Below are 26149 nucleotides of genomic sequence, written 5' to 3' on the forward strand. Positions count from 1 at the left end.
TGAAGTAATTTGCCTGGCGGCCATAGCGCCGTGGAACCACCTGATCCCATGCCGAACTCAGAAGTGAAACGCGGTAGCGCCGATGGTAGTGTGGCATTCGCCATGCGAGAGTAGGACACTGCCAGGCTTCAATTAAGCAACTACAGAGATGTGGTTGGTCGCGATACAACGTCAGGTTGTGTTGGACAGAAGATTTAGATAACGCACGCAGTGCGGTCTTTACCGGTTAGTGTGCTGATATGGCTCAGTTGGTAGAGCGCATCCTTGGTAAGGATGAGGTCCCCAGTTCGACTCTGGGTATCAGCACCAGTTTTAAAGCTTTTGCCTGACGGCAATAGCGCTGTGGAACCACCTGATCCCATGCCGAACTCAGAAGTGAAACGCAGTAGCGCCGATGGTAGTGTGGCATTCGCCATGCGAGAGTAGGACACTGTCAGGCACCTATTTAGAAAAGGCCTCCCATTCGGGAGGCCTTTTTGCTTTGGAATTTTTCCTCCCACCCTGGGTTTCTTTTAGTAAAAATGCTGGGATGTCAGCACGTTGCCCGTTACTCTTGGTCTGGTATTGTCGGGAGTCATCGCCAGAGGAGTATGCATGGCCACGTTGAAGGAAATTGCGCAGGAGGCGGGGGTTTCCCAAGCGACTGTGTCACGGGTGCTCAATGAAGACCCGACGCTGAGCGTCAAGGAAGAGACCCGGCAGAAGATCTTCGAGATCGCCGAGCGGCTGGAGTACAAGACCAGCACTGCTCGTAAAGGGGTGCACAAGAGCAAGCTGCACTTCCTTGCTGTCTATGCCTACCCGCAGAGCACCGAGGTCAACGACCCCTACTATCTCGCCATTCGCTATGGCATCGAGACCCAGTGTGCCCGCCTCAATATCGAGCTTACCCATTTCTACAACGGTGCCGAGGGGCGTGAGCTCTCCGCCGTCGACGGTATTCTGGTTATCGGCCATCTGCCACCTGAGCGGCTTGCCGCACTCTATTCCCTCTTTGCCCAGCTGGTGTTCGTGGACTGTCCCTCCCAGGGGGAGTTCGACTCGGTCGACGTGGATCTCGCCCTGATCAGCCAGCAAGTGGTTGATTACTTTATTGCTCAGGGGCACCAGCGTATCGGCTATATCGGCGGACAGGAAGAGAATCCGGACCTGCGTGAGCTGGCTTTCCGGGATTATGGCCAGCGACTGGGCGTGGTGCAGGAGAACGATATCTATCGCGGCGACTTCTCCAGTGCATCCGGCTATCGGTTGGCAAAAGAGATGCTGGCAGGGGATTGGCCCAAGGCGCTGTTTATCGCATCCGACTCCATTGCCATCGGGGTGCTGCGTGCCATCCACGAGAAGGGATTGGCGATTCCCCAGCAGATTGAGCTGATCAGCGTCAACGATATCCCGACCGCCAAGTTCACCTTCCCGCCGCTCTCCACAGTGCGGATCCACTCCGAGTTGATGGGCTCCCAAGGAGTCAATCTGCTGGTCGAACGGCTGCGTGACGAGCGTGAGATTTCCCTTCGGGTACTGGTGCCGAGCCGCTTGACGCTGCGTGGTACCACTCGCTGATTTTAGTAAAATAAAGCCTATTTTAGTCACGCCATCTCACGGTGGCGCGACTCCTTCCCTTCATCATCTTCTCCAATACATCTCCTGATAAATTCATAATGCATTGTTTTACTGTTGCTTTAGCCAATCTCTGCCTGTGTTTATCAACATTCATGCCATCACTACCTGCTTTACACCCTTTTATCTTCCGCTTCTGATCTCGCTCACAAAACCATCTGTTCATTGTGATCAGGTTAAAACTTTACCAATCCAAAGCTGATATTTAGTAAATATTTATCTAAAGTTTACCCAGTTAACGTTGCCTTGTTCCGGGAGGACATGTGAATAACTGGGAAAACGTCCAATTCGTTGGTGAAAACAGACTGGCTCCGCGTGCCTACTTCTTCTCTTATGCCGACCACGCGCTGGCGGCCACCATGCAGCGCGAGCTGAGCCGCCGTTTTCTGGACCTTAGCGGTCAGTGGCAGTTCCACTACTTCGACCACCCCCTGCTGGTGCCGGAGGCCTTCTATCACAGCACCATGAGCGAGTGGGGCCAGATCACCGTGCCCAACATGTGGCAGATGGAAGGGCATGGCAATCTGCAGTACACCGACGAAGGTTTTCCCTTCCCCATCGACGTGCCCTTTGTGCCGACCAACAACCCCACCGGCGCCTATCAGCGCAGCTTCATGCTGAGCCCTGCTTGGGACGGCGAGCAGGTGATCATCAAGTTTGACGGGGTGGAGACCTACTTCGAGGTCTATGTGAACGGCCACTACGTGGGCTTCAGCAAGGGCAGTCGCCTCACCGCCGAGTTCGATATCAGTGCCTACGCCAAGGTTGGCGAGAACCTGCTGTCGGTGCGGGTGATGCAGTGGGCTGACTCCACCTATATCGAAGATCAGGACATGTGGTGGATGGCGGGGATCTTCCGCGACGTCTATCTGGTGGGCAAACCGGCTGCCCATGTGCAGGACTTCTTCATCCGCACCGCGCTGGCCGAGGACAATCAAAACGCTACCCTGAGCTGCGATATCCAGCTGGAAAATCTGGGGGCAGCTGCCCGTGATCACCGTCTGGTCTGGTCGCTGCTGGATCAGGGCCGCGAGATCGCCAGCGGCTCGCTTGACCATCTCGCCATCGATGGCAAGTGTGATTGCCGCTTCACGCTGGATCTGGCCAACCCCCATCTCTGGAGCGCCGAAGACCCTTACCTCTATCAGCTGCAACTCTCCCTCTACAACGGTCAGGGGGATCTGCTGGAAGTGATCCCGCAGCGGGTCGGGGTGCGCGAAATCAAGGTCAAAGATGGCCTCTTCTACGTCAACGGCCACTACCTCAAGCTGCACGGGGTGAACCGGCACGACAACGACCACCTCAAGAGCCGCGCGGTCGGCATGGACCGTGTTGAACGCGATATCGTGCTGATGAAGCAGCACAATCTCAACTCGGTGCGCACTGCCCACTACCCGAATGATCCGCGTTTCTACGAGCTGTGTGACCAGTACGGGCTGTTCGTGATGGCGGAGACCGACGTGGAGACCCACGGTTTTGCCAACGTCGGCGATCTCAGCCGCATTACTGACGATCCCTTCTGGGAGCCGGTGTTTGTGGATCGCATCGAGCGCCATGTTCACGCCCAGAAGAACCACCCCTCCATCATTATCTGGTCGCTCGGCAACGAGTCCGGCTACGGCTGCAACATCAGAGCCATGTACCAGCGCTGCAAGGCGATCGACCCGACCCGGCTGGTGCACTACGAAGAGGATCGCGATGCCGAAGTGGTGGACGTGGTGAGCACCATGTATTCGCGCGTCTCCCAGATGAACTGCTTCGGCGAGTTCCCGATGGCGAAGCCGCGCATCCTTTGCGAATACGCCCATGCCATGGGCAACGGCCCGGGTGGCCTCAGCGAATACCAGCAGGTGTTCGACCGCCATCCCCACATTCAGGGTCACTACATCTGGGAGTGGTGCGATCACGGCATTCTGGATCAGGACGAGCAGGGCCGCCCGGTCTACAAGTACGGCGGCGACTACGGCGACTACCCCAACAACTACAACTTCTGCATGGATGGCCTCATCTACCCGGATCAGACCCCGGGGCCTGGCCTGCGCGAATACAAGCAGGTGATCTGCCCGGTCAAGGTGCGCGCTCTGGATCTGGCGAGCGGCAAGCTGGCGGTGGAAAACCGCTACTGGTTCTCCAATCTTGACGACATCCGTCTGCTGGTTGAAGTGAAGGCCGAGGGCGAACTGCTGGCCAGCCAGCAAATCCGGCTGGAAGGGGTGGCTCCCGGTGCTATTACCGAGCTGCAACTCGAGCTGCCCTCTCTAGATGGGCGGGAAACCTTCGTCCAGCTGCGGGTCATCAAGGCCACCGCCACCCGTTACAGCGCGGCGGAGCACGAGCTGGGCCAGTACCAGTTCCAGCTGAAAGAGTCGACTCGCCAGCTGCAGCCCTTTGCCAATCCCAACGCCACCCCGTTGCAGATTGCCGACGAACGGCTTGACCTGAGCTTGAGCGGCAGCGGCTTCGCCCTGCGTTTCTCGCGCCTCGATGGCAAGCTGGTGAGCTGGCAGCAGGATGGTGTCGAGCTGATTGAGCGGGCGCCGCGCCTCACCTTCTTCAAGCCGATGATCGACAACCACAAGCAGGAGTACGAGAGCCTGTGGCACCCGAACCACCTGCAGATCATGCAGGAGCACTTCCGTAGCTTAAGCTGGCGTCAGCTGGGCGAGGCGGTCGAGGTGACGGTCGAGAGCCGGATTGCGCCGCCGGTGTTCGACTTCGGCATGCGTTGCCGCTACGTCTACACCCTGAGCCCGAATGGCCAGCTGCATGTGGCACTGTCCGGCGAGCCCTACGGCGGTTATGACGACATCATCCCCAAGATCGGCTTCGAGCTGGGCATTCGTCAGGATCTCGACCGGGTGCACTACTACGGCATGGGGCCGGGCGAAAACTATCAGGACAGCCGCCAGAGCAACTGGATCGACAGCTTTCATAGCACAGTCAGCGAGATGTGGGAGCACTACCCCTTCCCGCAGGACAACGGCAACCGTCAGCAGGTACGCTGGGCGACCCTGACCAACCGTCACGGCGCCGGTCTCTACGTGCGGCCAGATGCCCCCATCAACCTGAGCGTCTGGCCCTACAGCTGGGAGCATATCCACGCGGCGCAGCACATCAACGAGCTGGAGCCCTGCGGTTATCTCACCCTCAATCTGGATCACAAGGTACTGGGGCTCGGCTCCAACTCCTGGGGCTCCGAGGTGCTGGACTCCTGGCGGGTGCGCTTCGAGCCGTTCAGCTTCGGCCTGACCCTGCTGCCCATCGCTCGTGGCAACCTCAATCCGGCTGCGCTGGCCGGGCTCGATCTCACCATCAACGGCGGGAGGAACCTCGCATGATCACCCTGGACAACCTGACCCTGTTCAAAAACATCTACCGGGAGGGCAAGAAGTGGGGCCGCTGCGTGGAGGCCATCAACAACCTGCCAAACCTCAAGCCCGGCATCTGCCACTCCATCGGTGACTCCCTCACCTACCGCTTGAAGGAGGGGGCCAGCCCGGCCACCTCGTTGTTCGAGGGGCAGCGCCGCTACTTCGACGTCCACTACTACCTGGAAGGGGCAGAGACGGTGGAGTGGGCTGCCAAGAGCGAGCTGGCGGTCGAGCAGGCCTATGACGACACCACCGACCGCGAGTGGCTGGCAGGCGAGGTGCGTGAGCGCCAGCAGGTCGGCAATGGGCAGGTGGTGATCTTCGAGAACGACGAGGCCTACCGATTCGTCGGCGACAGCCCGGTGCGCAAGGTGATCATCAAGGTCACCGTCGAAGGCGGCTACTTCAAAAACAAATAACAAGCCGCCGGTTCTGCACTGATAAAAGCCGGAAGGGCGGGGCTCACCCTACAAATCATGCCCCGCCCTTTCGCTGAGATAACTACAGGTCTGGAGATGCACCATGTCTGATTCCAAACGCAATACGATAGGCAAGTTTGGTCTGCTGTCGCTCACCTTCGCGGCGGTATTCAGCTTCAACAACGTCATCAACAACAACATCGAGATCGGTCTGGCCTCGGCCCCGATGTTCTTTCTGGCCACCATTTTCTACTTCATTCCGTTTTGCCTGATCATTGCGGAGTTCGTGTCACTGAACAAAAACTCCGAAGCGGGCGTTTATGCCTGGGTGAAGAGTTCCCTCGGCGGGCGCTGGGCCTTTATCTCCGCCTACACCTACTGGTTCGTGAACCTCTTCTTCTTTACCTCCTTGCTGCCGCGGGTCATCGCCTACGCCTCCTATGCCTTCCTCGGCTACGAGTACATTCTCACTCCGGTGGCGACCACGGCATTGAGCATGGTGCTGTTTGCCTTTGCCACCTACGTCTCCACCAACGGCGCCAAGATGCTGGGCCCCATCACCTCGGTGACTTCGTCCCTGATGCTGCTGCTGACCCTCTCCTACATCCTGCTGGCGGGTGCGGCACTGGTGGGCGGCGTGCAGCCAGCCGATCCCATCACGGTAGAGGCCATGATCCCCGACTTCAGCTGGGCGTTTCTGGGCATTACCACATGGATCTTTATGGCGGCCGGTGGCGCCGAGTCGGTGGCGGTCTACGTCAATGACGTGAAAGGCGGCTCCAAGTCTTTCGTAAAGGTGATCATCATCGCCGGGATCTTTATCGGGGTGCTCTACTCCATCGCATCGCTGTTGATCAACGTATTCGTCCACAGCGACACCCTGAAATATACCGGCGGCTCGGTGCAGGTGTTTGAAGGGCTGGCGGCCTACTTCGGTTTGCCGGAGATCCTGATGAATCGCTTCGTCGGGCTGGTCTCCTTCACCGCCATGTTCGGCTCCCTGCTGATGTGGACGGCCACCCCGGTGAAGATCTTCTTCTCCGAAATTCCGGCCGGCATCTTCGGCAAGAAGACCGTCGAGCTGAACGAGAACGGCGTGCCCGCCCGCGCAGCCTGGATCCAGTACCTCATCGTGCTGCCGCTGATGGTGATCCCGACCCTGGGCTCCAACACCGCGCAGGATCTGATGAACACCGTCATCAACATGACCGCTGCCGCCTCCATGCTGCCGCCGCTGTTCATCATGCTGGCCTACCTCAATCTGCGCCTGAAGCTCGACCACCTGCCACGGGATTTCAAGATGGGCTCGCGCACCACCGGCATCGCCGTGGTCTCGGTGCTGATCGCCATCTTCTCGGTGGGCTTCCTCGCCTCCACCTTCCCGACTGGCGCCGACATCATGACCATCATCTTCTACAACGTTGGCGGGATCGTGATCTTCCTCGGCTTCGCCTGGTGGAAGTACAACCGCTACGAAGCCTCCCTGAGTGCTGACGCGCGAGTGAAAGAGGCCCAGCCGACCAGCCAGATTTCCGTCCGGGCATCCTGACGATAACCCTGACCAGACCGGCCCCCGTGGCCAGGAGAGATCAACCGGGTGGCTGCGGCCACCCGTTACCCGTTGCACCATTGAGCACAAGAACCGAACACAAGGAGAAAGGAATGAGCGAGACGATCGAGTTTGCCGAATTCAAACGGGTCGAGATGAAGGTGGGTAAGGTGCTGGAGGTGGTACGCCACCCCGGGGCCGACAAACTCTACATCGTCCAGATCGACGTGGGCGGTGAGCGGCCACTGCAGACCGTCACCAGTCTGGTGCCCTACTACAGCGAAGCGGAGCTGATGGGCAGCGAGGTGGTGGTACTGACCAACCTCAAGCCGACCAAGATGCGCGGCGAGCGATCCGAGTGCATGTTGCTCTGCGCCGAGACCCCGGACGAGAGCCAGAGCGTGCTGCTGCAGCCGCGGGTGCCGATGGCGCCGGGTACTCCGATCGTCTGAATCACGGATTGAACGCCGGGGCAGCAGGGCTGCGCCGGTGTGTGAAGGGGCGCCATGAGCTGCCCCTCTGACCATAACAAGAGAGTAAACGGCGCGGCCAGCTGGCAGGCGCCGAACACATTCAGAGTCATAGCGCTCCCGTGCGAAGGGGCGTGAATCCACCGGAGGACACCATGTCTGAATCCGTACGCGGCACCATAGGCAAGTTTGCCCTGTTGTCGATGACCTTTGCCGCCGTGTTCAACGTGCGTAACATCGTCAACAACAACATCGAGCTGGGGCTTAGCTCCGCCCCCATCTTCCTGCTGGCGACCATCGTCTACTTCATCCCGTTCGTCTTCATCATCGCCGAGTTCGTCTCGGCCAACAAAAACTCCGAGTCGGGGATGTACGACTGGCTGAAAAAACCGCTCGGCACCCGGATGGCCTATCTGGGCTCGTTTCTCTACTGGTTCGTGAACCTGTTCTGGTTCGTCTCCCTGCTGCCCAACGTCATCGCCTACGCCTCCTACGCCATGCTGGGCTATGAGTACAGCTTCTCGCCCATGGTCACCTCGATCATCTCCATCGTGCTGTTTGCGGCGGCGACCCACATCTCCACCAAGGGGGCGAGCTGGCTCGGCAAGATTGCCGAGATCGTGGCCTACGGGGTGTTTGCCCTGTTCGCCATCTATGTGCTGGGCGCCCTGATGGCCCTGAGTGGCGATCATGTGCCGGCCCAGCCCATCACGCTGGAGGCGATGACTCCCACCGTCAACTGGGCGACGCTCGGCATCATGTGCTGGATCTTCCAGGCGGCGGGCGGTGCCGAGACGGCAGCGGCCTATCTCAACGACGTGAAGGGCGGTCAGAAGTCCTTCATCAGGGTGATCATCACGGCCGGTATCGTCATCGGTGCCATGTATGCGCTGGGTTCCCTGCTGGTGAACGTGTTCGTGCCGCGCGAGAGCCTCACCTATGCCGGCGGCATGGTGGAGATCTTCACCGGTATGGCCCAGTACTTCCAGCTGTCGGAAGCGCTGGTGGGCCGCTTCGTCGGCGTGGTGCTGTTCATCGCCATGTTCGGCTCCATGATGATGTGGACCTCGGCGCCGGTGAAGATCCACTTCTCCGAGATCCCGCAGGGGGTTTACGGCGAGAAGACCACCCAGCTCAACGAGCACGGGGTGCCGGTGCGCGCCGCCTGGTGGCAGTTTGTCTTCGTGTTCGCGATGCTGGTGGTCAACGGTTTTGGCTCCGAGTCGGTGCAGCAGATGATGAACACCGCCATCAACCTCACCGCCGGTACCGCCATGCTGCCGCCGATCTTCATCATGGTGGCCTACTTTGTGTTCCGCTGGAAACATGACGACACCCCCCGCGAGTTCCGCATGGGGTCGCGCACCTTCGGCATGGCTGTGGTCTCCGTGCTGATCGCCATCTTCGTGGTGAGCATGAGCGCCTCCGCCTTCCCGGCCGGGGTGGATCTGGTGCGCGCCTTCTTCATCAACGTCTTTATGACGGCGCTCTTCTCGGCGCTGGCTTACTGGTGGATCTCCCGCTTCGAGAAGCGTCAGGCCCGCAAGCAGGCTGTTGGCACAGCAAGCGCCATGCTGGTGGAGTAGAGTTGACGGCTGAAGCCGCATGCATGACGGGTAGCCAGGGCCACCCGTCTTTACGATGTTTCCACTCTGGGGGGAAGGGACATTTTAGTGCTCCGACTCACGACAGGCTGGCGTTAAAACACCTTTGCTTAATTCATCAATCAAGAAACGCCCTCTGGCGTTATTGGTGGTGATGACACGTAGCATGTTGTTAGAAAAAGCCTTTTCGTGAAGGGCTATTCGCGAGACTTCTTCTGTGGGCATGGTTTTAAGCATGCTTGTCAGTATCGAAAAATTGATCGGGAAAGCATCGATTCTTTTTGAAAACAACAGCCCAAAGAGCTGACTCTCCTTTTTGACCAGTTGAATGGGGATCTTGTTTTTCAGCAGTAGCTCCGTATGGCTGTATCCGATCAAGGCTCCAATACTGTACTTTTTCAAATCATTAGCTGTATTCCATTTGAAGTCGTTTCCTTTTAGGTAAACAAAAACCTCTTTGGCCTCAAACAGAGGTTCACTGAACAGAACCTCTTTGACCCTGTCTCCGGTCATGTTCCAAGGGTAACTGATATCAACCAGGCCATTCTTTATCATTGAATATATTCGTGGCCATGGATAACTCTTGTATACCAGCCGATGACCCCGGACCGTCAGCGCACATTGGACAATGGTGTCTGCAACACCTGTATGGTCTTTCTGAACGTAGGGAGGCCAAGCTTCAACGGCTACCGTTATTTCATCTGCCTGTGTGAGGAAGGGAAAAAGGAGAAAAATAATTCTGAGCGATTTCATTTCTGGTCCCTCGAGTATGGTCATATACCATCGGTAGACTCTCGCCTGGCTCTGGGCTCTCCCGGCCCGTCGTTCAGTACTGGGGTTGAGATATTAGATACGACGCCTTGGTAACGTCAGCGCAACAGGCATGAAAACCTACTCTATACCGTGATGTAACCCTGTTTCCAACTGTAGTCTGTATCACTATGGCGGCATGTCGATAATATCTTGATGCGATCTTTTCCGTTCGGTCCGCGCTCAATGTGAGCAGCGCAACAGGCATGGTCTTCTGGCTGCTCCAACTTTATGCCTGTTGGTTATCGGGATAAGCTGTTGGGCGTTGCAACGGGGGCCTGCCCTAGTATTGCATTTCTTGTTGTCCCCGGTCCCTAGTCTCTTGAGAGGGGGATGCGCTTCTGATGGAGATTCCTTATGCGTCTGGATCCCTTTACTTCTGTGTTGATTGCTGTGGTGGCCCTGGCTTCCTTCTTCCCCTGCGAGGGGCAGGTGGCCGTCTGGTTCGGTCTGCTGACCAAGCTGGCGGTGGCACTGCTGTTCTTCATGCACGGTGCCAAGCTGTCGCGCCAGAACCTGCTGGCGGGCCTCGGCCACTGGCGACTGCATCTGGTGGTGATGGCCAGCACTTTCGTGCTGTTCCCGCTGCTGGGACTGCTGCTCACTCCGCTGGTGCCGCTCTGGCTGAGCCCGGCCATCTACCTCGGCTTCCTCTATCTGTGCGCTCTGCCCGCGACTGTACAGTCGGCCATCGCTTTTACCTCCATGGCGGGGGGCAATGTGTCGGCGGCGGTGTGCAGTGCCTCGGCCTCCAGTATCCTCGGCATCTTTCTCTCCCCCGTACTGGTGGGATTGATGATCAATGTGCAGGGAGAGGGAATCGATACCTGGCACTCCATCCAGGCCATCATGGTGCAGCTGATGCTGCCGTTCGTGGTGGGCCACCTTTCCCGGCCACTCATCGGCCGCTGGGTCGACAGCCATCGCCCGCTCATCGGCAAGCTGGATCAGAGCTCCATTCTTCTGGTGGTCTATGTGGCTTTCAGTGAGGCCGTAGTGCAGGGGATATGGCATCAAGTAGGCTGGTACGATCTGGCCAGTATAGTGCTGTTGAGTTGCGTACTGCTGGCGCTGGTGCTGGGTTGGAACGTCTGGATCAGCCGCCGCCTCGGTTTCGACAAGGCGGACGAGATCACCATCGTCTTCTGCGGCTCCAAGAAGAGCCTGGCCAACGGGGTGCCCATGGCCAACGTCATGTTCCCGGCCGCCAGCGTCGGGGTCATGGTGCTGCCGCTGATGATCTTCCACCAAATCCAGCTGATGGTCTGCGCCGTACTGGCGCGCCGCTACCACGAGCAGGGACATTGATACTCGCGTTGTTTTTGCTGCCATAACAAGAGGGAGGCCCGTTGGCCTCCCTCTTCTCATCTGCATGCCGATCGGCGTGCTAGCGCTTACGCCAGACGGTCAGTTGCGCCACAGTATGTTGATACTTGCGGGCGGTCTCGCGGATGACGAAGGGGACATCTCGCGGTGGGCAGTGTTCCTCGAACTCCTCCGCCAGCAGACGTTGCAACGCCTGATAGGTGCTGAGGGCTTCGCCATTTTCACGGATGCCACCGAGCCAGTTGGCCTTTGGTGTGTACTCCGTCAGCCAGGTGTAAGGACTGGTGAGCACCAGCAGGCCGCCGCTGCGCAGACGAGGGGCAATGTCCCGCAGGAAGCGGGCCGGTTCACGCAGTCGGTCGATCAGGTTGGCGGCGAGCACCAGATCGTAGTGGTCGTACTTGGGCTTGAGGTTGCAGGCATCCCCCTGACTGAAGTGGATGCGCTCGGCCTGCTCGGTGCCAAGCTGATGGCTCGACAGACGCGCCTCGCAATACTCCACCAGATCTCCCTCCAGCGGTACGGCATAGCGGAAGCTGTCCTGACTGGCGAGGGAGAGTGCCACGTCGATGAAGCGGGCCGAGTAGTCCACCCCGTCCACATGCTGAAAGTGGCGAGCCAGTTCAAAGCTGGCACGACCGGTGGCGCAGCCGATATCCAGCGCCCGTTGGTGATTGCTGCACAGCTCGCTGGCAAGGTCTGCCAGGGTCTTGGCGTAGTTGGCGACACCAAAGTGGGTCGGGCCGTACTGGAAGTCGAGGTATTGGGCGACCAGGGTATCGGTTTCGTAAGGATTCACTATGACGGGTTCCTGATAACGTGAGACCAGATAGCGGAAGCCCGCATGCTGGAAGAAGTGGCGACGAAAGGCGTAACGGGACGACTTGAGCGCCTCGTTGCCTGTGCTTATCCAGCTGCCGCCCTTGATGAGGGTGTGCTTGCCATCAAAAGTGGGTGTAGAGAAGTCATCGTAGAGCGGGTGAACCCGAAAGCCGTTGAAGCCATCGATGGCGGTGCTGGTCCACTGCCAGACGTTGCCCACCAGATCGAAGAAGCTGCTCTGGGGGCTGGCATCCACCGGGCAGGAGGAGGCGAAGCGGGCCAGGTTGATGTTGCCGGGCGCATCGATCCAGTCCGGTTGATCCCCTGCCAGCTGTTCACGCAGCAGCATCCATTCCCCTTCGCTCGGCAGCTGGATGGGTAGTCCGGTCTGGGCCGCCTTCCAGCGACAGAAGGCGGCAGCTTCCAGCTGGTTCACCTCGGCGGGCCAATCCCAGGGCATGCTTACCCGCTCCGTCATCAACCTCAGCTGCAACTGCTCAGGCTCTGCTGGGTCGCCGACCCAGAAGGTGGGCATGCGCACCTTGGCATACTGGCACCAACCCCAGCCCTCGTGATCCCACCACTCTTGCTGTTGATAGCCGCCGGCCTGAACGAAGTCGAGGTATTCGGCATTGCTCACCAGCATGCGGCTGGCCTGGAAGGGGGGGATCTCGATGTGGCGCTCGCCATATTCGTTGTCCCAGCCATAAGTAGCGTCCCGTTTGCCGAGGCGCACCTGACCACCGGCCACTGGCAGCAGGCTGTTGGCGGGCACCTCGTCAATCCGGTGGCGAGCTTCTGTGCAGGCGGGCCAATAAGGCTGTGGTTGCACCCAGGCCAGGGGCAGCTGTCGGATCAATACGCTGGAGGTCTCGAGGTGGATGCGCTCGTGCTCTATCCCCATCAATATGACCCAGGCCGGGCTCTGCCAGTCGATGGGCAGGGTCAGCGGCATGTGGCGGATGAAGTCAATCACGCGGGTGCGTACCTTGGCGCGGTAGCTGCGCAGCTCGGCCACTCTGGGCCAGTCGTAGTGGGTTTCATCCAGATCGTCCCAGCTCATCTCATCCACCCCGATGGCGACCATGGCCTCGATGCGGGCGTCGATGCGGCTATCGATGAGCCGGGCTGCCAGCAGCTTGTTGATGAAGAAGGCCGCTGTGTGGCCGTAGTAGAAAATGAGTGGATGGCGTAGCGGGATCGCCTTGTTGAACCAGGCGTGCTCATCGGCCAGGCAATCGAACAGACTCTCGTAGAGATCGAAAGTCTGGCAGAAGTAGCCGAGCAGTTCGCGGCGCTTCTGCTCGGGATCGCTGCCGGTCAGCAGCGGGGTACGGGTCGGCGCGGGCAGGCCGATGGCGGTGGAAAACTGGGTGCTGACTTGGGTCACACTCTGACTCCTTGTAGGCAGTAGTAAATGGATTACCGCAATGGAGAGCTTTATACGCACAAGGTATCACTATTGGCTCAACAGACAGGTGCGACAACCAAAAACTTCCCTGGCCCGTCAGCTGGGTAGCCCGGCGGGCGGTTACAAGCTGACCGGGACTTGCCCCCATTCGGGCATGGTCAGTTTTACCAACTTATGGTCTGAATGGCTCTCTACATTTTGATGACGATGCCATGAATAATAGGTATATCCATAAAAATCATATAGTTGTTTATATGGCACGATGTTTGCCCTCTTTGAGACCGAATGGGTCCGGACACGGCCAGAACACAACGAGGATAGTGACGATGAAACTGATAATGGGAATGATGCTGGCCATGGGGCTCAGTGGCTGCAGCTGGCTGGATGAGACACGGGTGACCGGTGCGGGGGCTGTCATCGAGCAGCATCAACCCATGGGCAAACAGGTGACCCGGGTGTTGGCCGGTGTGCCCGCCAACATTCATCTGGTGGCGGGTGAGGCGAGCAGCATTCATATCAAGGGACAGGAGAACCTCTTGCCCTATCTGGAGTTGACCGAGAGTGGCAGCAAGCTGGAGATAGAGGTGAAGGATGGCTACCGGCTCGACCCCACAGAGCCGCTGGAGCTGACCATCACTCTGCCCGAGCTCCATGAACTGGCGCTGGCGGGCACGGGCCGTGGTGATCTGCATGGCTTCAAGGGGGACAGGCTGGTGCTGTCTGTGGCCGGAACGGGTGACATAGTCGCCAGCAAGCTGGATTTGAACCGTCTGGAGGGCAACATAGCCGGCTCGGGCAGCCTGGATCTGGGTGAAGGCTCGGCCAAAGCCATGGCGCTGAACATCGCCGGTTCCGGTGATGTGCTGGGGGCCGGGCTCGCCAGCGAAGATGTCGAGGTCAACATAGCAGGCAGCGGGGATGTGGAGGTACGGGCGCAGGCGCGGCTCAAGGTCGGCATCGCCGGATCCGGCTCGGTCAGTTACTGGGGAGATCCCAAGCTGCAGAGCGAGATCGCAGGTTCGGGGGACGTGACCCGCCAGGGCAGCTGAAGCCTGACCGCAAGCAGATGATCGAAAGTAGCAAATAAACAGGCCCTTCATGGGCCTGTTTTGATCAGAGATGGCGGGCGTGGAAGCGCAGGTGGGCCTCGATAAAGCTCGCCACAAAGTAGTAGCTGTGGTCATAGCCGGGGTGGCGATTGAGCTCCAGCGGCCAGGCCTTGCTGGCGGCAATATCCGCCAGGGCATCGATGTGCAGCTGCTCGGCGAGGAAGGGATCGTCCAGCCCCACATCCACCAGGGTCGGCAGCGGTGTTACCGGGTGGTGGCGCAGCAGCTGGCAGGCATCCCACTCCTGCCACAGCAGGGGATTGTTGCCGAGATAGGCGCCGAACGCCTTCTGCCCCCAGGGGCAGCGGCTCGGGTGACTGATGGGGCTGAAGGCCGACACGGATCGGTAGCGACCGGGCTCGCGCAGGGCGGCGATCAGGGCGCCGTGACCCCCCATGGAGTGGCCGCTGATGGCGCGGCGGGTCGATACCGGGAAGTGGGTCTCTATCAGGTCAGGCAGCTCGCGGGTGACGTAATCATACATCTGGTAGTGATCACGCCAGGGGCTCTGGCTGGCGTTGACGTAAAAGCCTGCCCCCATGCCGAGATCGTAAGCGGGATCGTCCGCCACTCCTTCGCCGCGGGGGCTGGTGTCCGGTGCCACCAGGGCGATGCCGAGCTCGGCGGCGATGCGGTGCGCCCCCGCCTTCTGCATGAAGTTTTCATCGGTGCAGGTGAGGCCGGAGAGCCAGTAGAGCACAGGCACCTTCTGGCCGGTGAGGACCTGGGGCGGCAGATAGATGGCGAAGCGCATCTCGCAGCCGAGCACGCTGGAGCTGTGGCTGTAGCGCTTGTGCCAGCCATCGAAGCTCTTGTTGCTGCTGATAATGTCCAGATTCATCGAGGAACTCCTGCACCCCGCCCGTCGAGGGACGGGCGGGGTGATCATGCTCAGTAGTGAATGACGGTGCGGATGCTCTTGCCTTCGTGCATCAGCTCGAACGCCTCGTTGATTTGCTCAAGCCCCATGGTATGGGTGATGAAGTCGTCCAGACGGAACTCCCCCTGCATGTAGCGCTGCACATATCTCGGCAGCTCGCTGCGACCGCGTACGCCACCGAAGGCACTGCCGCGCCAGACCCGGCCGGTGACCAGCTGGAACGGACGTGTGCTGATCTCCTGGCCCGCTCCTGCGACGCCGATAATGACCGACTCGCCCCAGCCCTTGTGACAGCACTCCAGCGCTGCACGCATGACCTTGACGTTGCCGATGCACTCGAACGAGAAGTCGACGCCGCCGTCGGTCATCTCGACGATGACCTCCTGGATGGGCTTGTCGTAATCGTTCGGGTTGATGCAGTCGGTAGCACCCAGCTTGCGGGCCAGTTCGAACTTGCTCTCGTTGATGTCGATGGCGATGATGCGACCGGCCTTGGCGAGGCGGGCACCGATCACGGCGGAGAGGCCAATGCCACCCAGCCCGAAGATGGCGACGCTCTCACCTTCCTTCACCTTGGCGGTGTTCATCACGGCGCCTATGCCGGTAGTGACGCCGCAACCGAGCAGGCAGACCTCTTCCAGCGGAGCAGCCGGGTCCACCTTGGCGATGGAGATCTCGGGCAGGACTGTGTACTCACTGAAGGTGGAGGTGCCCATGTAGTGATAGATGGGCTGACCATCCTTGGAGAAGCGGGTGGTGCCGTCCGGCATCAGTCCCTTGCCCTGGGTGGTGCGGATCTTCTGGCACAGGTTGGTCTTGCCGGATCTGCAGAATTTGCACTCGCCGCACTCCGGGGTGTAGAGCGGGATCACGTGATCCCCCACCTTGACGCTGGTGACGCCTTCCCCGATGGACTCGACGATGCCGCCGCCTTCATGGCCCAGGATGCAGGGGAAGACCCCTTCCGGATCTTCGCCGGACAGCGTGAAGGCATCTGTGTGGCAGACGCCGGTGGCGACGATCCGCAACCGCACTTCACCGGCCTGGGGTGGCATGACCTCCACCTCTTCGATGGAGAGGGGTTGGCCCGGTCCCCAGGCGATGGCGGCTTTACACTTGATGCTTTGAACCTGTGCCATGAATGACATCCTTCTTGTTGCGGTAGGTGAACAGAGATGAACTCAGGTATGCAGTGTAGTTTCCCTTCGATTTGGTGATAATAAGGCTAAATATCAAATCACTTTTACACACAGGTAATAATGCTCGGCTGGGAAGGGATCTGTGAATTTGTCAGTGTGGCGGAGCAGGGGGGCTTTACCCCGGCAGCGCGCAAGCTGGGGGTGTCGGTGGCGCAAGTCAGCCGGCAGGTGGCACAACTGGAAGACAGGTTGCAGGCCAAGCTGTTGCTGCGCACCACCCGTCAGGTGCGGCTTACCGAGCTAGGCGAGATCTACTATCGCCACTGCCGCCAGCTGCTGGACAACCTCTACGAGGCAGAGCTGGCGGTGGGACGCCATCAGGCGGTGCCGCAGGGTTCTCTGCGCATCACGGCACCCGTCTCTTACGGTGAGAGCCGCATCGCCCCGCTGGTAAACGACTTCATGGTGCGTTTCCCCCAGCTGGAGGTCACTCTCAACCTCACCAACCAGCTGCTGGATCTGGTGCACGAAGGTTACGATCTGGCGATCCGGCTTGGCCACCTCAAGGATTCGAGTCTGGTGGCGCGCAAGCTGGCGCAACGGGTGCCCTATGTGTGCGCCTCGCCAGCCTACACAGCCCGCCACGGCATGCCCAACAGCCTCTCCGAGCTGACCCGCCATACCTGTCTGGTGGGCAATGGCGACGAGTGGTACTTCACCCTGGATGGCCGCCCTCACAGCGTCCGGGTGCACGGTCTGTTGCAGTGCAACAGCGGCCACGCCCTGCTGGATGCGGCGCTCAAGGGGATCGGCATCATCCAGCTGCCGGACTACTACGTGAGTGACCACCTGGCCCGGGGGGAGCTTATCGAGCTGCTGCCCGAGCTGCGGGCACCGGAGGAGGGGATCTGGGCACTTTATCCCCACAACCGTCATCTCTCCCCCAAGGTACGGCTGCTGGTGGATTACCTGGCCGAGCGGCTGAGCGATCCTCACCAACCCGCCCTGGTTCGCCCGGTTGGCTGATAGGGGTCGCTGTATGTATAAAAGAGAGGGACCACAGGGGGTGGGCAGAATACCAATGTATCCAGATGGATTTTTGTTTCATATGAGCCTTTCTTGATGTAGCCTGTCAGCCGAATTAGACCTGCTCATACTTGGTCTTTTTTCCTCTTCTTGCTAAAGGACAGATAATAATGAAAGGCACGGTTATTGATTTTAATGAAACAGCTCGTACCGGTTTGATTTCTGGGGATGATAGTAATAGATATCAGTTTGATATTACTGAGTGGAAAGGGAGCCAACTGCCTAAGAATGGCTTGAAAGTTGATTTCTCTATTGAAGGCGAGCACGCAAAAGCCATTTACGCCATCGCCTCTAATGTTGGGGCATCCAAGAAGGTGGCCGCTGCATTGTTTGCATTTTTCCTGGGTGCCTTCGGTGCGCATAAGTTTTATCTTGGCTACACCAAGCAAGGTGTGATCATGCTGCTGATTTTCTTGTTTGGTTTTATTCTGTTAGGTTTGCCATCGGTCATTATCGGGCTTATTGCCTTCATCGAATTTGTTATTTATATATCTAAATCAGATGAAGAATTTGAGCAGACCTATATCATCAATAAAAAGGTATGGTTCTAGCAGATAGCTTATTCTGGTAATTAGCAATCCTCTAATAAACATATCGGATTGCGGAAGAACCCACTCTTTGAAAAAGAGTGGGTTCTTTTCATTGCTCAAGTCAGCGTATCCAGGGCATCAGGTTGAGGCCCACTTCCGTGGGCCTCTTGTTGAGAGCAGCAGGGTTACTCCCGCTCCTTGACGTAGGGGGTGCCGAGCGCCTTGGGGGCCACCGCCTTGCCGATGAAGCCGGCCAGCAGGAACACGGTCAGGATGTAGGGCAGCGCCTCGATGGCCTGCACCGGGATCGGGAAACCGCCGATGCTGACCCCTTGCAGCCGGATGGCGACCGCATCGAGGAAGCCGAACAGCAGGCAGGCCGCCATGGCACTCCAGGGTTTCCACTTGCCGAACACCAGTGCCGCCAGTGCCATAAAGCCCTTGCCCGCGCTCATGTTGGGGATGAACTGGGCCGTCTGGGCTACCGCCAGATAGGTGCCGCCGATACCGGCCAGCAGGCCGCCGATAATGAGCGCCGTGTAGCGCATCCGCACCACAGAGATACCTGCGGTGTCGACCGCAGCCGGGGCCTCGCCCACCGCCCGCAGGCGCAGACCGAAGCGGGTACGAAACAGCACCCACCAGGCCAGCGGCACGCAGGCAAATGCCACGTATTCCAGCAGGGAGTGACCGCTCAGCAGCTCGCTGTAGAGCTGGCCTATCACGGGCACGTCATACAGCTCCCTGGCATAGGGCAGTTCGATGGGGGCAAAGCGGGCTGCACCGGACAGCGCCGGAGTCTGGCCACCCTGATCGAACCAGTAACGGCCCAGGGTCACGGTCAGACCGGCCGCCAGTATATTGATGGCCATGCCGCTCACCACCTGATCGCCTCTGTGGGTGATGGTGGCAAAACCGTGCATCAGGGCGAACAGGATGGAGACACCCACGCCGGCGCCCAGACCTACCCAGGCAGAGCCGGAAACAGCCGCGGCCGCTCCCCCAGCGAAGGCGGAGGCCAGCAACTTGCCCTCCAGCGCTATGTTGACCACACCGGAGCGCTCGCAAAACATGCCAGCCATCGCAGCCAGGATCAGCGGCGGTGCGGTACGAATGGTCGCATCCAGCATCAGGATCAGCAGTTCAAACATGATCACACTCCCTTGGCTTGCGCGGTTGAGCGATTGGCAAACGCCAGATAGAGCTGCTCGATGCGCGGACGCATCATGTGCTCAAGGGCGCCACAGAACAGGATCACCAGGCCTTGCAGCACCACCACTATGTTGCGGTCGACCCCGAACTCGAAGCTGAGCTCGGCGCCCCCCTGATAGAGGAAGCCAAACAGCAGGCTGGCGATGATGACGCCGACCGGATGGTTGCGACCCATCAGCGCTACCGCGATACCGGTGAAGCCGAACCCTTCCACGAAGTTGAGCTTGATCTGGTGCAGTTCCCCCTGCAGCACGTTGAGGGCGAAGAAGCCCGACAGCATGCCGGAGATCACCATGGCCAGGATCACCACCTTGGGATAGGAGATGCCCGCGTAGGCGGAGGCGCTCTGGCTCGCGCCGACTGCCCGGATCTCGTACCCCCAGCGGGTATGCCAGATGAAGACCCACACCAGGGCCGCACAGATCAGCGCCCAGAAAAAGCTGATGTTGAGCGGGCTGTTCGGCATCTCCATGCCAACACCGCTCGCCAGCTCGCTCATCTTGGGCAGCCAGCTCGTGACGGCAAACACCTTGCTCTCGGTGGCCATGGAGCCGGGCGGCTTGAACACCTCGACCAGCAGATAGGCCATCAGGGAGGCGGCGATGAAGTTGAACATGATGGTGGTGATGACGATGTGGCTGCCACGCTTGGCTTGCAGCCAGGCCGGGATAAAAGCCCAGGCCGCACCGAACAGACCACCGGCTATGATGGAGAGCGGCAGCAGCAGCGCAAACGGCAAGGTGTCGCCGAGCAGCAGACAGACCATGCCAACCCCGAGGCCGCCGATATAGGCCTGACCTTCACCGCCTATGTTGAACAGACCAGCGTGAAAGGCCACTGCCACCGACAGGCCGGTGAAGATGAAACCGGTCGCGTAGTAGAGGGTGAAACCGACCCCTTCACCGGTACCGAAGGCGCCGTACCACATGATCTGGGCGGCATCGACCGGATTGATGTCGAGGTAGTAGAACAGGATGGCCGACACCAGGAAGGCCAGCAGTATATTGACCGCGGGCAGCACGCCCACGGAGATCCAGGCAGGAATACGTGCTTGGCTCATCAGTGGGCCTCCTTGGCAATCTCGTCAGGCACCCGCTGTGCCATCATCCAACCAGATCCGATGCAGCTAGAGAGAACATTCATGTTGTGGCTCCTTGGGGCTGGCTTGCCGCCACCTCATCGGGAACTATGTTCGCCATCATCAAGCCGATTGTGCGCTCATCTGCCTTGGCGGCATCCAGCTCGCCGACGATGCGACCGTCGGCGATGACCAGGATCCGGTCAGACAGGCTCATGATCTCGTCCAGCTCCACCGACACCAGCAACACGGCCTTGCCCTTGTCGCGCATGGCGATGATCTGCTGGTGGATATACTCGATGGCGCCTATGTCGACCCCGCGGGTCGGCTGGCCGATCAACAGCACATCTGGGTCCTGCTCCACCTCCCGGGCGATCACCAGCTTCTGCTGGTTGCCACCTGAGAAGTTGGCCGTCTTGTGATCGGGGTGGGGCGGACGCACATCCCACTTCTCCATCTTGGCCTGACAATCCTGCTGGATCGCCTCCTTGTTCTGCAGCCAGCCCTTGTTGTACTGGGGGCGACGGTGATAGCCGAGGATAAAGGCCTCTTTCGCCTCGAAGCGGTTGATGAGTCCCATCTTGTGCCTGTCTTCCGGCACATGGCCGAGGCCATAGTTGCGCACCCGCTCCGGGTCGGCTGGATGAGTCAGGCTCACCTCGTGGGTCTTGCCGTCGTTGGTGATGGTGAAACTGCCCTTGCTGGGCTTGAGGATGCCGCCGAGCAGACTGAGCAGCTCGGACTGGCCGTTGCCGGATACGCCGGCGATGCCGACCACTTCACCGGCTCGCACCTCGAAGCTGACGGATTTGACCCGCTCCACCCTGGCGTCATCGATATAACTGAGGCCGTTGACATTGAGCTTGGCTGCCCCCGGCAGATTCGGGTCCTTGTCGACCTTGAGACGTACCTTGCGGCCCACCATCAGCTCGGCCAGCTGCTCCTTGTCGGTATCCTTGGTCGCCACGTGGGCCACCATCTCGCCCCGGCGCATGATGGAAACCTGATCCGTGATGGCCAGGATCTCCCGCAACTTGTGGGTGATGAGGATGATGGTCGCGCCCTGATCCCGCAGCTTTTTCAGCACCTCGAACAGGTGATCCGCCTCTTGAGGGGTCAGTACCCCGGTCGGCTCGTCGAGGATCAGGATGCGGGCGCCGCGATAGAGCGCCTTGAGGATCTCGACCCGCTGTTGCAGGCCCACCGGCAGATCTTCGATCTTCTCGTGCAGCGGTACGTCGAGACCATAGTCTCGCGCCAGCTCGCCGAGCAGCTTCTCGGCCGCCGCCAGACTCTGGCCCAGGTGCCAGCCGTTCTCCGCGCCCAGAATGACGTTCTCCAGCACGGAAAAATTGTTCACCAGCATAAAGTGCTGGTGCACCATGCCCACGCCTGCGGTGATCGCATCTTGTGAGCCATGGGGGTTGAAGGGGTTGCCGTCGATGAACATCTCGCCTCTGTCGGCGTGGTAGAAACCGTAGATGATGCTCATCAGGGTCGACTTGCCGGCGCCATTTTCGCCGACGATGCCGTGAATACTGCCTTTTTGAACCTTGAGGTCGATCTGCTTGTTGGCGTAAACGTCGCCGAACCGCTTATCGATACCCCTTAATTCGATGGCATAGCGATCTGTCTGGTCCATGATGCAGTCCTTGCGAGTCATGAAAAGAGACTAAAAACCGGCCCGTGCGGGCCGGTCATCGGGTTGAGAGTCGTAGCGGTAACTCAGTATTTGCAGGTGCTGTCACTCATGTAGTCATGCACCTTGACCTTGCCGGCAATGATGTCGGCCTTGATGGCTTCCACCTTGGCTTTCATCTCGGGGGTGATCAGCTTCTCGTTGTCCTTGTCGAGTGCCCAATCCACACCGCCCTCGGCCAGGCCCAGGTTCTTGATACCCGGTTTCCAGGTGCCTTTGGCGGCATCATCCCAGGTTTGGTAGGCGGCCAGACCGACCGACTTGACCATGGAGGTCAGCATGGTGCCCGGTTGCAGGTGGTTCTGGTTGGAGTCAACGCCGATGGCGAACTTGCCTTCGTCCTTGGCGGCCTGATAAACACCGATGCCGGTACCGCCAGCGGCGGCATAGACCACATCAGCACCCTTGGCGAACTGGGATTTGGCCAGCTCGGCACCCTTGGCCGGGTCAGCAAACGCCGCCGGTGTGGAGCCTGTCATGTTCTGGAACACTTCGATCTTCGGATTGACGTACTTGGCACCCTGCTCATAGCCGCACTGGAACTTGCGGATCAGCGGTATGTCCATGCCGCCCACGAAGCCGACCTTGCCGCTCTTGGAGGCGATGGCAGCCAGTGCACCCACCAGGAAGGAGCCTTCATGCTCCTTGAAGATGATGGACTGCACGTTCGGCTTGTCGACCACCATGTCGATGATGGTGAACTGGGTTTTCGGGAATTCGGTCGCCACTTTCTCGACGGCCGAGCCCATGTTGAAGCCGACGGCGACGATGGGGCCGTTGCCACGGCTGGCCAGACGACGCAGACCCTGCTCACGCTGGGCTTCGTTCTGGGGTTCGAACTCCTTGACCTTGACCCCTTTGTCCTTGTTGTAGACTTCGACGCCGTTGCGGAACACGGCTTCGTTGAACGACTTGTCGAATTTGCCGGCGGTGTCATAGATGACGGCGGGTTGGGTGGCTGCCTGGGCAGAGAGGGCAGCGAGAGTGAGGGCGGCCACGGTGGCCAGCTTGAGCACTTTAGTCACGATCGTATCCTTGATTGTTATGTGAGGGTCCACAGCCTGCCGGAGCAGGCATAAAGCACGCTGGCTAACTGTAAGTGAGCCATGGAGCGGGTCAAGCAGATCATAAAGGAAAAACGTTTGCGGTAACGGTTTGAAATATAAGCAGATCAATTTATAAGTGTTTGTTTTAATGTCTTTTTTTAGATTTAAATTCTGTGAAATACAGGCTTCAAACGACATTTGTGTTTACATTCATATGGTTATAAGCAAGCGTTTTCTTCTGGACGGAGGAGAAGCGGTTTCTATTGGTGCCGGTTCATGATTTCCCCGGTCCCGGCCCGCCACCAAGCCGCCCCTGTACAAGCGCAGCGGTTCGTCATTCACTCGGATTTGGTCTGTGGCGCCACAGGTCGTATAATCCCCGCCTGTATAAATAAACAGGAGTGGTGATGGACGTTTCAACCCTGCTCGACGGGCTCAACGACAAGCAAAGAGATGCGGTGGCGGCCCCTCGCAGCAATCTGCTGGTGCTGGCGGGCGCCGGCTCGGGCAAGACCCGGGTGCTGGTGCACCGTATTGCCTGGCTGATGCAGGTGGAGCGTTGCTCACCCTTCTCCATCATAGCCGTGACCTTTACCAACAAGGCCGCCGCCGAGATGCGTGGCCGGGTCGAGAAGGTGTTGGGCAGCATGCAGCGCGGCATGTGGATCGGCACCTTCCACGGTATCGCCCACCGCTTGCTGCGGGCTCACCATCTGGACGCGGGTCTGCCGCAGGATTTCCAGATCCTCGATTCCGACGACCAGTACCGCCTCATCCGCCGCGTCATCAAGGCGCTCAACCTGGACGAGAAGCACTGGGCCCCGCGCGCCGTGATGAGCTATATCAACGGCAAGAAGGACGAGGGCTTGCGCCCCGGCGACATCGACCTCTACGGCGACCCCGTCACCCGCACCTATCAGCAGATCTACAAGACCTATCAGGAGACCTGCGATCGCTCCGGGCTGGTGGATTTTGCAGAACTCTTGCTGCGCGCCCACGAGCTGTGGCTGGGCAAGCCCCACATCCTCGAGCACTACCGGGATCGCTTCCAGAACATACTGGTGGACGAGTTTCAGGATACCAACGGCATCCAGTACGCCTGGCTGCGGATGTTGGCAGGTGACAGCGGCAAGGTGATGATCGTCGGCGACGATGACCAGTCCATCTACGGCTGGCGCGGCGCCAAGATAGAGAACATCCAGCGCTTCCTGACCGACTATGAGGGGGCGCAGACCATTCGCCTGGAGCAGAACTACCGCTCCACCGCCAATATCCTCAAGGCCGCCAACTGCGTCATTGCCAACAACTCTGAGCGCCTCGGCAAGGAGCTGTGGACAGAGGGGGCCGAGGGCGACCCTATTTCCCTCTACGCCGCCTTCAACGAGGTGGACGAAGCCCGCTTCGTGGTCGGCCGCCTCAAGGATTGGAAAGAGAAGGGCGGCCTCTTGGCCGACTGCGCCATTCTGTATCGCTCCAACGCCCAGTCGCGGGTGCTGGAAGAGGCGCTGATGCAAGACGCCATGCCCTACCGCATCTACGGCGGCCTGCGCTTCTTCGAACGGCAAGAGATCAAGGACGCCATGGCCTACCTGCGGCTGATCAACAACCGTGGCGACGACGCCAGCTTCGAGCGGGTGGTCAACACCCCGACCCGCGGCATCGGTGATCGCACCCTCGAGATACTGCGCACCAACGCCCGGGATCAGGGACAGAACCTCTGGCAATCGGCCAAGGGGCTGCTCAATGACAAGGTGCTGACCGGTCGCGCCGGTAACGCTGTGCGCGGCTTTGTCGATCTGATCGACGCGCTGGAAGAACAGGTCGGCATGCTGCCGCTGCACCAGCAGGCGGATATCGCCATCCAGAATTCCGGCCTCAAGGCCATGTATCTGGCGGAAAAAGGCGAGAAGTCCCAGGCACGGGTAGAGAACCTGGAGGAACTGGTCACTGCCTGCCGTCAATACAACCGCCCGGATGAGCTGGAAGAGATGAGCGATCTGTCGGCCTTCCTCGCCCACGCGGCGCTGGAATCCGGCGAGAATCAGGCGGACGAATATGCCGACGCTGTGCAGCTGATGACACTGCACAGCGCCAAGGGGCTGGAGTTCCCGCTGGTGCTGCTGGTGGGCGTGGAAGAGGGCATGTTCCCCAGCCAGCAATCGACCGAGGAGTCGGGCCGCCTGGAAGAGGAGCGCCGCCTTTGCTACGTCGGCATGACCCGCGCCATGGAGAAGCTCTACATCTGTTATGCCGAGAGCCGCCGCATCTATGGCCGCGAGATGTTCCACAAACCGAGCCGCTTTATCCGCGAGATGCCCGCCGAGTGTCTGGAAGAGATCCGGCTGCGCACCCAGGTGAGCAGACCCACCCAGTACGGCCGCTTCAGCCAGAACGAGGTGCAGCAGAGCTTCGACGCCAGCGGCATCACGCTCGGCCAGCGGGTGCTCCATCCAAAATTCGGGGAAGGGATAGTGCTCAACTTTGAAGGGGTCGGCCAGCAGAGCCGGGTACAGATCCAGTTCGATGACGTAGGCGCCAAGTGGCTGGTGACGGCCTACGCCAGATTAGAGGCGCTCTGATTTCTTCCGCCTTTTGATGTAATCAACCCGGCTTATGCCGGGTTGATTTTTATATCTGTGATCGCGATAACTTTAAATTCGCGATCGTCCGAATACCCTTACGATATTCTAACCTACGAGCTGGATGAAAAATTTCTTGCTCCATCTCAAATTTCTCATGATTCACCCTTCCTTTGTTCTATCGATCCTTTACCATATCCAATAGAATCCAATTGTTGCGCGAAGTTTTCTAGGTGTAATCATTATTTTCACCTCTATCGCTTAACAGTTGAGGGCTCTAGCTCAAGGTCGGTAGTCAATTTAATTGTTCGGTAGACTGCACTATCAACTCAACAGGATGTGAAGAGGATACGTAGGTCTTGGCTCAATAAGGCTATGTTTGTGCACAGTAA

At 59.2% G+C, this 26149-nt stretch carries 19 protein-coding genes, 1 tRNA gene and 2 rRNA genes; 14 read left to right on the top strand and 8 right to left on the bottom strand.

The window, feature by feature from the left end; all coding sequences use genetic code 11:
* Positions 1–12 precede the first annotated feature (12 nt).
* The 9 genes from rrf (GWQ29_RS16595) (at position 13) to GWQ29_RS16635 (ending at position 9012) form a co-directional block, all read left to right on the top strand.
* A 5S ribosomal RNA gene (gene rrf / locus GWQ29_RS16595) occupies positions 13–127 on the top strand.
* 106 nt (positions 128–233) lie between these two features.
* A tRNA-Thr gene (locus tag GWQ29_RS16600) sits at positions 234–309 on the top strand.
* Positions 310–324: 15 nt separating this feature from the next.
* Positions 325–439: ribosomal RNA gene (rrf, locus tag GWQ29_RS16605) — 5S ribosomal RNA — on the top strand.
* A 155-nt stretch (positions 440–594) separates the two neighbouring features.
* Positions 595–1560, top strand: coding sequence for a transcriptional regulator EbgR (ebgR, locus tag GWQ29_RS16610; protein ID WP_275919878.1), 966 nt, complete (start codon positions 595–597; stop codon positions 1558–1560).
* A gap of 320 nt (positions 1561–1880) precedes the next feature.
* On the top strand, positions 1881–4955 hold the full coding sequence (gene ebgA / locus GWQ29_RS16615) for a beta-galactosidase subunit alpha (protein ID WP_275919879.1): 3075 nt from the start codon (positions 1881–1883) through the stop codon (positions 4953–4955).
* Positions 4952–5407, top strand: a complete 456-nt coding sequence (locus GWQ29_RS16620) for a beta-galactosidase subunit beta (protein WP_275919880.1) — start codon at positions 4952–4954, stop codon at positions 5405–5407. The genes ebgA and GWQ29_RS16620 overlap by 4 nt, the downstream gene beginning before the upstream one ends.
* Before the next feature lie 103 nt (positions 5408–5510).
* Positions 5511–6956 (top strand): amino acid permease, encoded by a 1446-nt coding sequence (locus tag GWQ29_RS16625; RefSeq protein ID WP_275919881.1) that lies wholly within the window; start codon positions 5511–5513, stop codon positions 6954–6956.
* 113 nt (positions 6957–7069) lie between these two features.
* Positions 7070–7408 carry a tRNA-binding protein gene (locus tag GWQ29_RS16630; protein WP_101319590.1) on the top strand — a complete coding sequence of 113 codons (339 nt, stop codon included), beginning with the start codon at positions 7070–7072 and terminating at the stop codon, positions 7406–7408.
* 173 nt (positions 7409–7581) lie between these two features.
* Positions 7582–9012, top strand: a complete 1431-nt coding sequence (locus GWQ29_RS16635; RefSeq protein WP_275909698.1) for an amino acid permease — start codon at positions 7582–7584, stop codon at positions 9010–9012.
* Between the two features lie 84 nt (positions 9013–9096).
* Here the strand turns inward: GWQ29_RS16635 and GWQ29_RS16640 are convergent, their stop codons facing one another.
* A complete protein-coding gene (locus GWQ29_RS16640; protein WP_275919882.1) occupies positions 9097–9783 on the bottom strand; it encodes a transporter substrate-binding domain-containing protein in 687 nt (228 codons plus the stop codon).
* 414 nt (positions 9784–10197) lie between these two features.
* On the opposite strand from GWQ29_RS16640, the gene GWQ29_RS16645 reads away from it, so the two are divergent.
* Positions 10198–11148 (top strand): bile acid:sodium symporter family protein, encoded by a 951-nt coding sequence (locus GWQ29_RS16645; RefSeq protein ID WP_005320049.1) that lies wholly within the window; start codon positions 10198–10200, stop codon positions 11146–11148.
* 79 nt (positions 11149–11227) lie between these two features.
* On the opposite strand, the gene ovoA is transcribed toward GWQ29_RS16645, so the two are convergent.
* Positions 11228–13378, bottom strand: a complete 2151-nt coding sequence (gene ovoA, locus GWQ29_RS16650; protein ID WP_275919883.1) for a 5-histidylcysteine sulfoxide synthase — start codon at positions 13376–13378, stop codon at positions 11228–11230.
* Between the two features lie 347 nt (positions 13379–13725).
* On the opposite strand from ovoA, the gene GWQ29_RS16655 reads away from it, so the two are divergent.
* On the top strand, positions 13726–14448 hold the full coding sequence (locus GWQ29_RS16655) for a head GIN domain-containing protein (protein ID WP_265422376.1): 723 nt from the start codon (positions 13726–13728) through the stop codon (positions 14446–14448).
* A 64-nt stretch (positions 14449–14512) separates the two neighbouring features.
* On the opposite strand, the gene fghA is transcribed toward GWQ29_RS16655, so the two are convergent.
* Both fghA and GWQ29_RS16665 read right to left on the bottom strand, forming a co-directional pair.
* Positions 14513–15349, bottom strand: coding sequence for an S-formylglutathione hydrolase (fghA, locus tag GWQ29_RS16660; RefSeq protein WP_275919884.1), 837 nt, complete (start codon positions 15347–15349; stop codon positions 14513–14515).
* Between the two features lie 50 nt (positions 15350–15399).
* Positions 15400–16527: an S-(hydroxymethyl)glutathione dehydrogenase/class III alcohol dehydrogenase gene (locus tag GWQ29_RS16665; protein WP_275919885.1), complete on the bottom strand. Its 1128-nt coding sequence runs from the start codon at positions 16525–16527 to the stop codon at positions 15400–15402.
* A 120-nt stretch (positions 16528–16647) separates the two neighbouring features.
* On the opposite strand from GWQ29_RS16665, the gene GWQ29_RS16670 reads away from it, so the two are divergent.
* Complete coding sequence (locus GWQ29_RS16670) at positions 16648–17553, top strand: LysR substrate-binding domain-containing protein (protein ID WP_059169152.1); 906 nt, start codon at positions 16648–16650, stop codon at positions 17551–17553.
* A gap of 170 nt (positions 17554–17723) precedes the next feature.
* A complete protein-coding gene (locus tag GWQ29_RS16675; protein WP_021141250.1) occupies positions 17724–18164 on the top strand; it encodes a TM2 domain-containing protein in 441 nt (146 codons plus the stop codon).
* 164 nt (positions 18165–18328) lie between these two features.
* Here GWQ29_RS16675 and GWQ29_RS16680 read toward each other — a convergent pair whose 3' ends face one another.
* From GWQ29_RS16680 to GWQ29_RS16695, 4 genes are all read right to left on the bottom strand, one after another.
* On the bottom strand, positions 18329–19294 hold the full coding sequence (locus GWQ29_RS16680) for an ABC transporter permease (RefSeq protein ID WP_265422378.1): 966 nt from the start codon (positions 19292–19294) through the stop codon (positions 18329–18331).
* 2 nt (positions 19295–19296) lie between these two features.
* Positions 19297–20415, bottom strand: coding sequence for an ABC transporter permease (locus GWQ29_RS16685; protein WP_059113998.1), 1119 nt, complete (start codon positions 20413–20415; stop codon positions 19297–19299).
* Positions 20416–20494: 79 nt separating this feature from the next.
* Positions 20495–22075: an ABC transporter ATP-binding protein gene (locus GWQ29_RS16690; protein WP_275919886.1), complete on the bottom strand. Its 1581-nt coding sequence runs from the start codon at positions 22073–22075 to the stop codon at positions 20495–20497.
* 83 nt (positions 22076–22158) lie between these two features.
* Positions 22159–23157, bottom strand: a complete 999-nt coding sequence (locus GWQ29_RS16695) for a BMP family ABC transporter substrate-binding protein (protein WP_017412538.1) — start codon at positions 23155–23157, stop codon at positions 22159–22161.
* 428 nt (positions 23158–23585) lie between these two features.
* On the opposite strand from GWQ29_RS16695, the gene uvrD reads away from it, so the two are divergent.
* A complete protein-coding gene (gene uvrD / locus GWQ29_RS16700; protein ID WP_169047184.1) occupies positions 23586–25757 on the top strand; it encodes a DNA helicase II in 2172 nt (723 codons plus the stop codon).
* Positions 25758–26149 lie beyond the last annotated feature (392 nt).

The sequence above is a fragment of the Aeromonas sp. 2HA2 genome (genome assembly GCF_029237345.1).
Lineage (GTDB): Bacteria > Pseudomonadota > Gammaproteobacteria > Enterobacterales > Aeromonadaceae > Aeromonas > Aeromonas salmonicida.

What these genes read in the sequence shown, in the direction of transcription:
- ebgR (WP_275919878.1), top strand. Translation starts at nt 595, where the DNA reads ATGGCCACGTTGAAGGAAATTGCGCAGGAGGCGGGGGTTTCCCAAGCG.
- GWQ29_RS16620 (WP_275919880.1), top strand. Translation starts at nt 4,952, where the DNA reads ATGATCACCCTGGACAACCTGACCCTGTTCAAAAACATCTACCGGGAG.
- GWQ29_RS16625 (WP_275919881.1), top strand. Translation starts at nt 5,511, where the DNA reads ATGTCTGATTCCAAACGCAATACGATAGGCAAGTTTGGTCTGCTGTCG.
- GWQ29_RS16630 (WP_101319590.1), top strand. Translation starts at nt 7,070, where the DNA reads ATGAGCGAGACGATCGAGTTTGCCGAATTCAAACGGGTCGAGATGAAG.
- GWQ29_RS16635 (WP_275909698.1), top strand. Translation starts at nt 7,582, where the DNA reads ATGTCTGAATCCGTACGCGGCACCATAGGCAAGTTTGCCCTGTTGTCG.
- GWQ29_RS16640 (WP_275919882.1), bottom strand. Translation starts at nt 9,783, where the DNA reads ATGAAATCGCTCAGAATTATTTTTCTCCTTTTTCCCTTCCTCACACAG.
- GWQ29_RS16645 (WP_005320049.1), top strand. Translation starts at nt 10,198, where the DNA reads ATGCGTCTGGATCCCTTTACTTCTGTGTTGATTGCTGTGGTGGCCCTG.
- GWQ29_RS16655 (WP_265422376.1), top strand. Translation starts at nt 13,726, where the DNA reads ATGAAACTGATAATGGGAATGATGCTGGCCATGGGGCTCAGTGGCTGC.
- fghA (WP_275919884.1), bottom strand. Translation starts at nt 15,349, where the DNA reads ATGAATCTGGACATTATCAGCAGCAACAAGAGCTTCGATGGCTGGCAC.
- GWQ29_RS16665 (WP_275919885.1), bottom strand. Translation starts at nt 16,527, where the DNA reads ATGGCACAGGTTCAAAGCATCAAGTGTAAAGCCGCCATCGCCTGGGGA.
- GWQ29_RS16670 (WP_059169152.1), top strand. Translation starts at nt 16,648, where the DNA reads ATGCTCGGCTGGGAAGGGATCTGTGAATTTGTCAGTGTGGCGGAGCAG.
- GWQ29_RS16675 (WP_021141250.1), top strand. Translation starts at nt 17,724, where the DNA reads ATGAAAGGCACGGTTATTGATTTTAATGAAACAGCTCGTACCGGTTTG.
- GWQ29_RS16680 (WP_265422378.1), bottom strand. Translation starts at nt 19,294, where the DNA reads ATGTTTGAACTGCTGATCCTGATGCTGGATGCGACCATTCGTACCGCA.
- GWQ29_RS16685 (WP_059113998.1), bottom strand. Translation starts at nt 20,415, where the DNA reads ATGAGCCAAGCACGTATTCCTGCCTGGATCTCCGTGGGCGTGCTGCCC.
- GWQ29_RS16690 (WP_275919886.1), bottom strand. Translation starts at nt 22,075, where the DNA reads ATGGACCAGACAGATCGCTATGCCATCGAATTAAGGGGTATCGATAAG.
- uvrD (WP_169047184.1), top strand. Translation starts at nt 23,586, where the DNA reads ATGGACGTTTCAACCCTGCTCGACGGGCTCAACGACAAGCAAAGAGAT.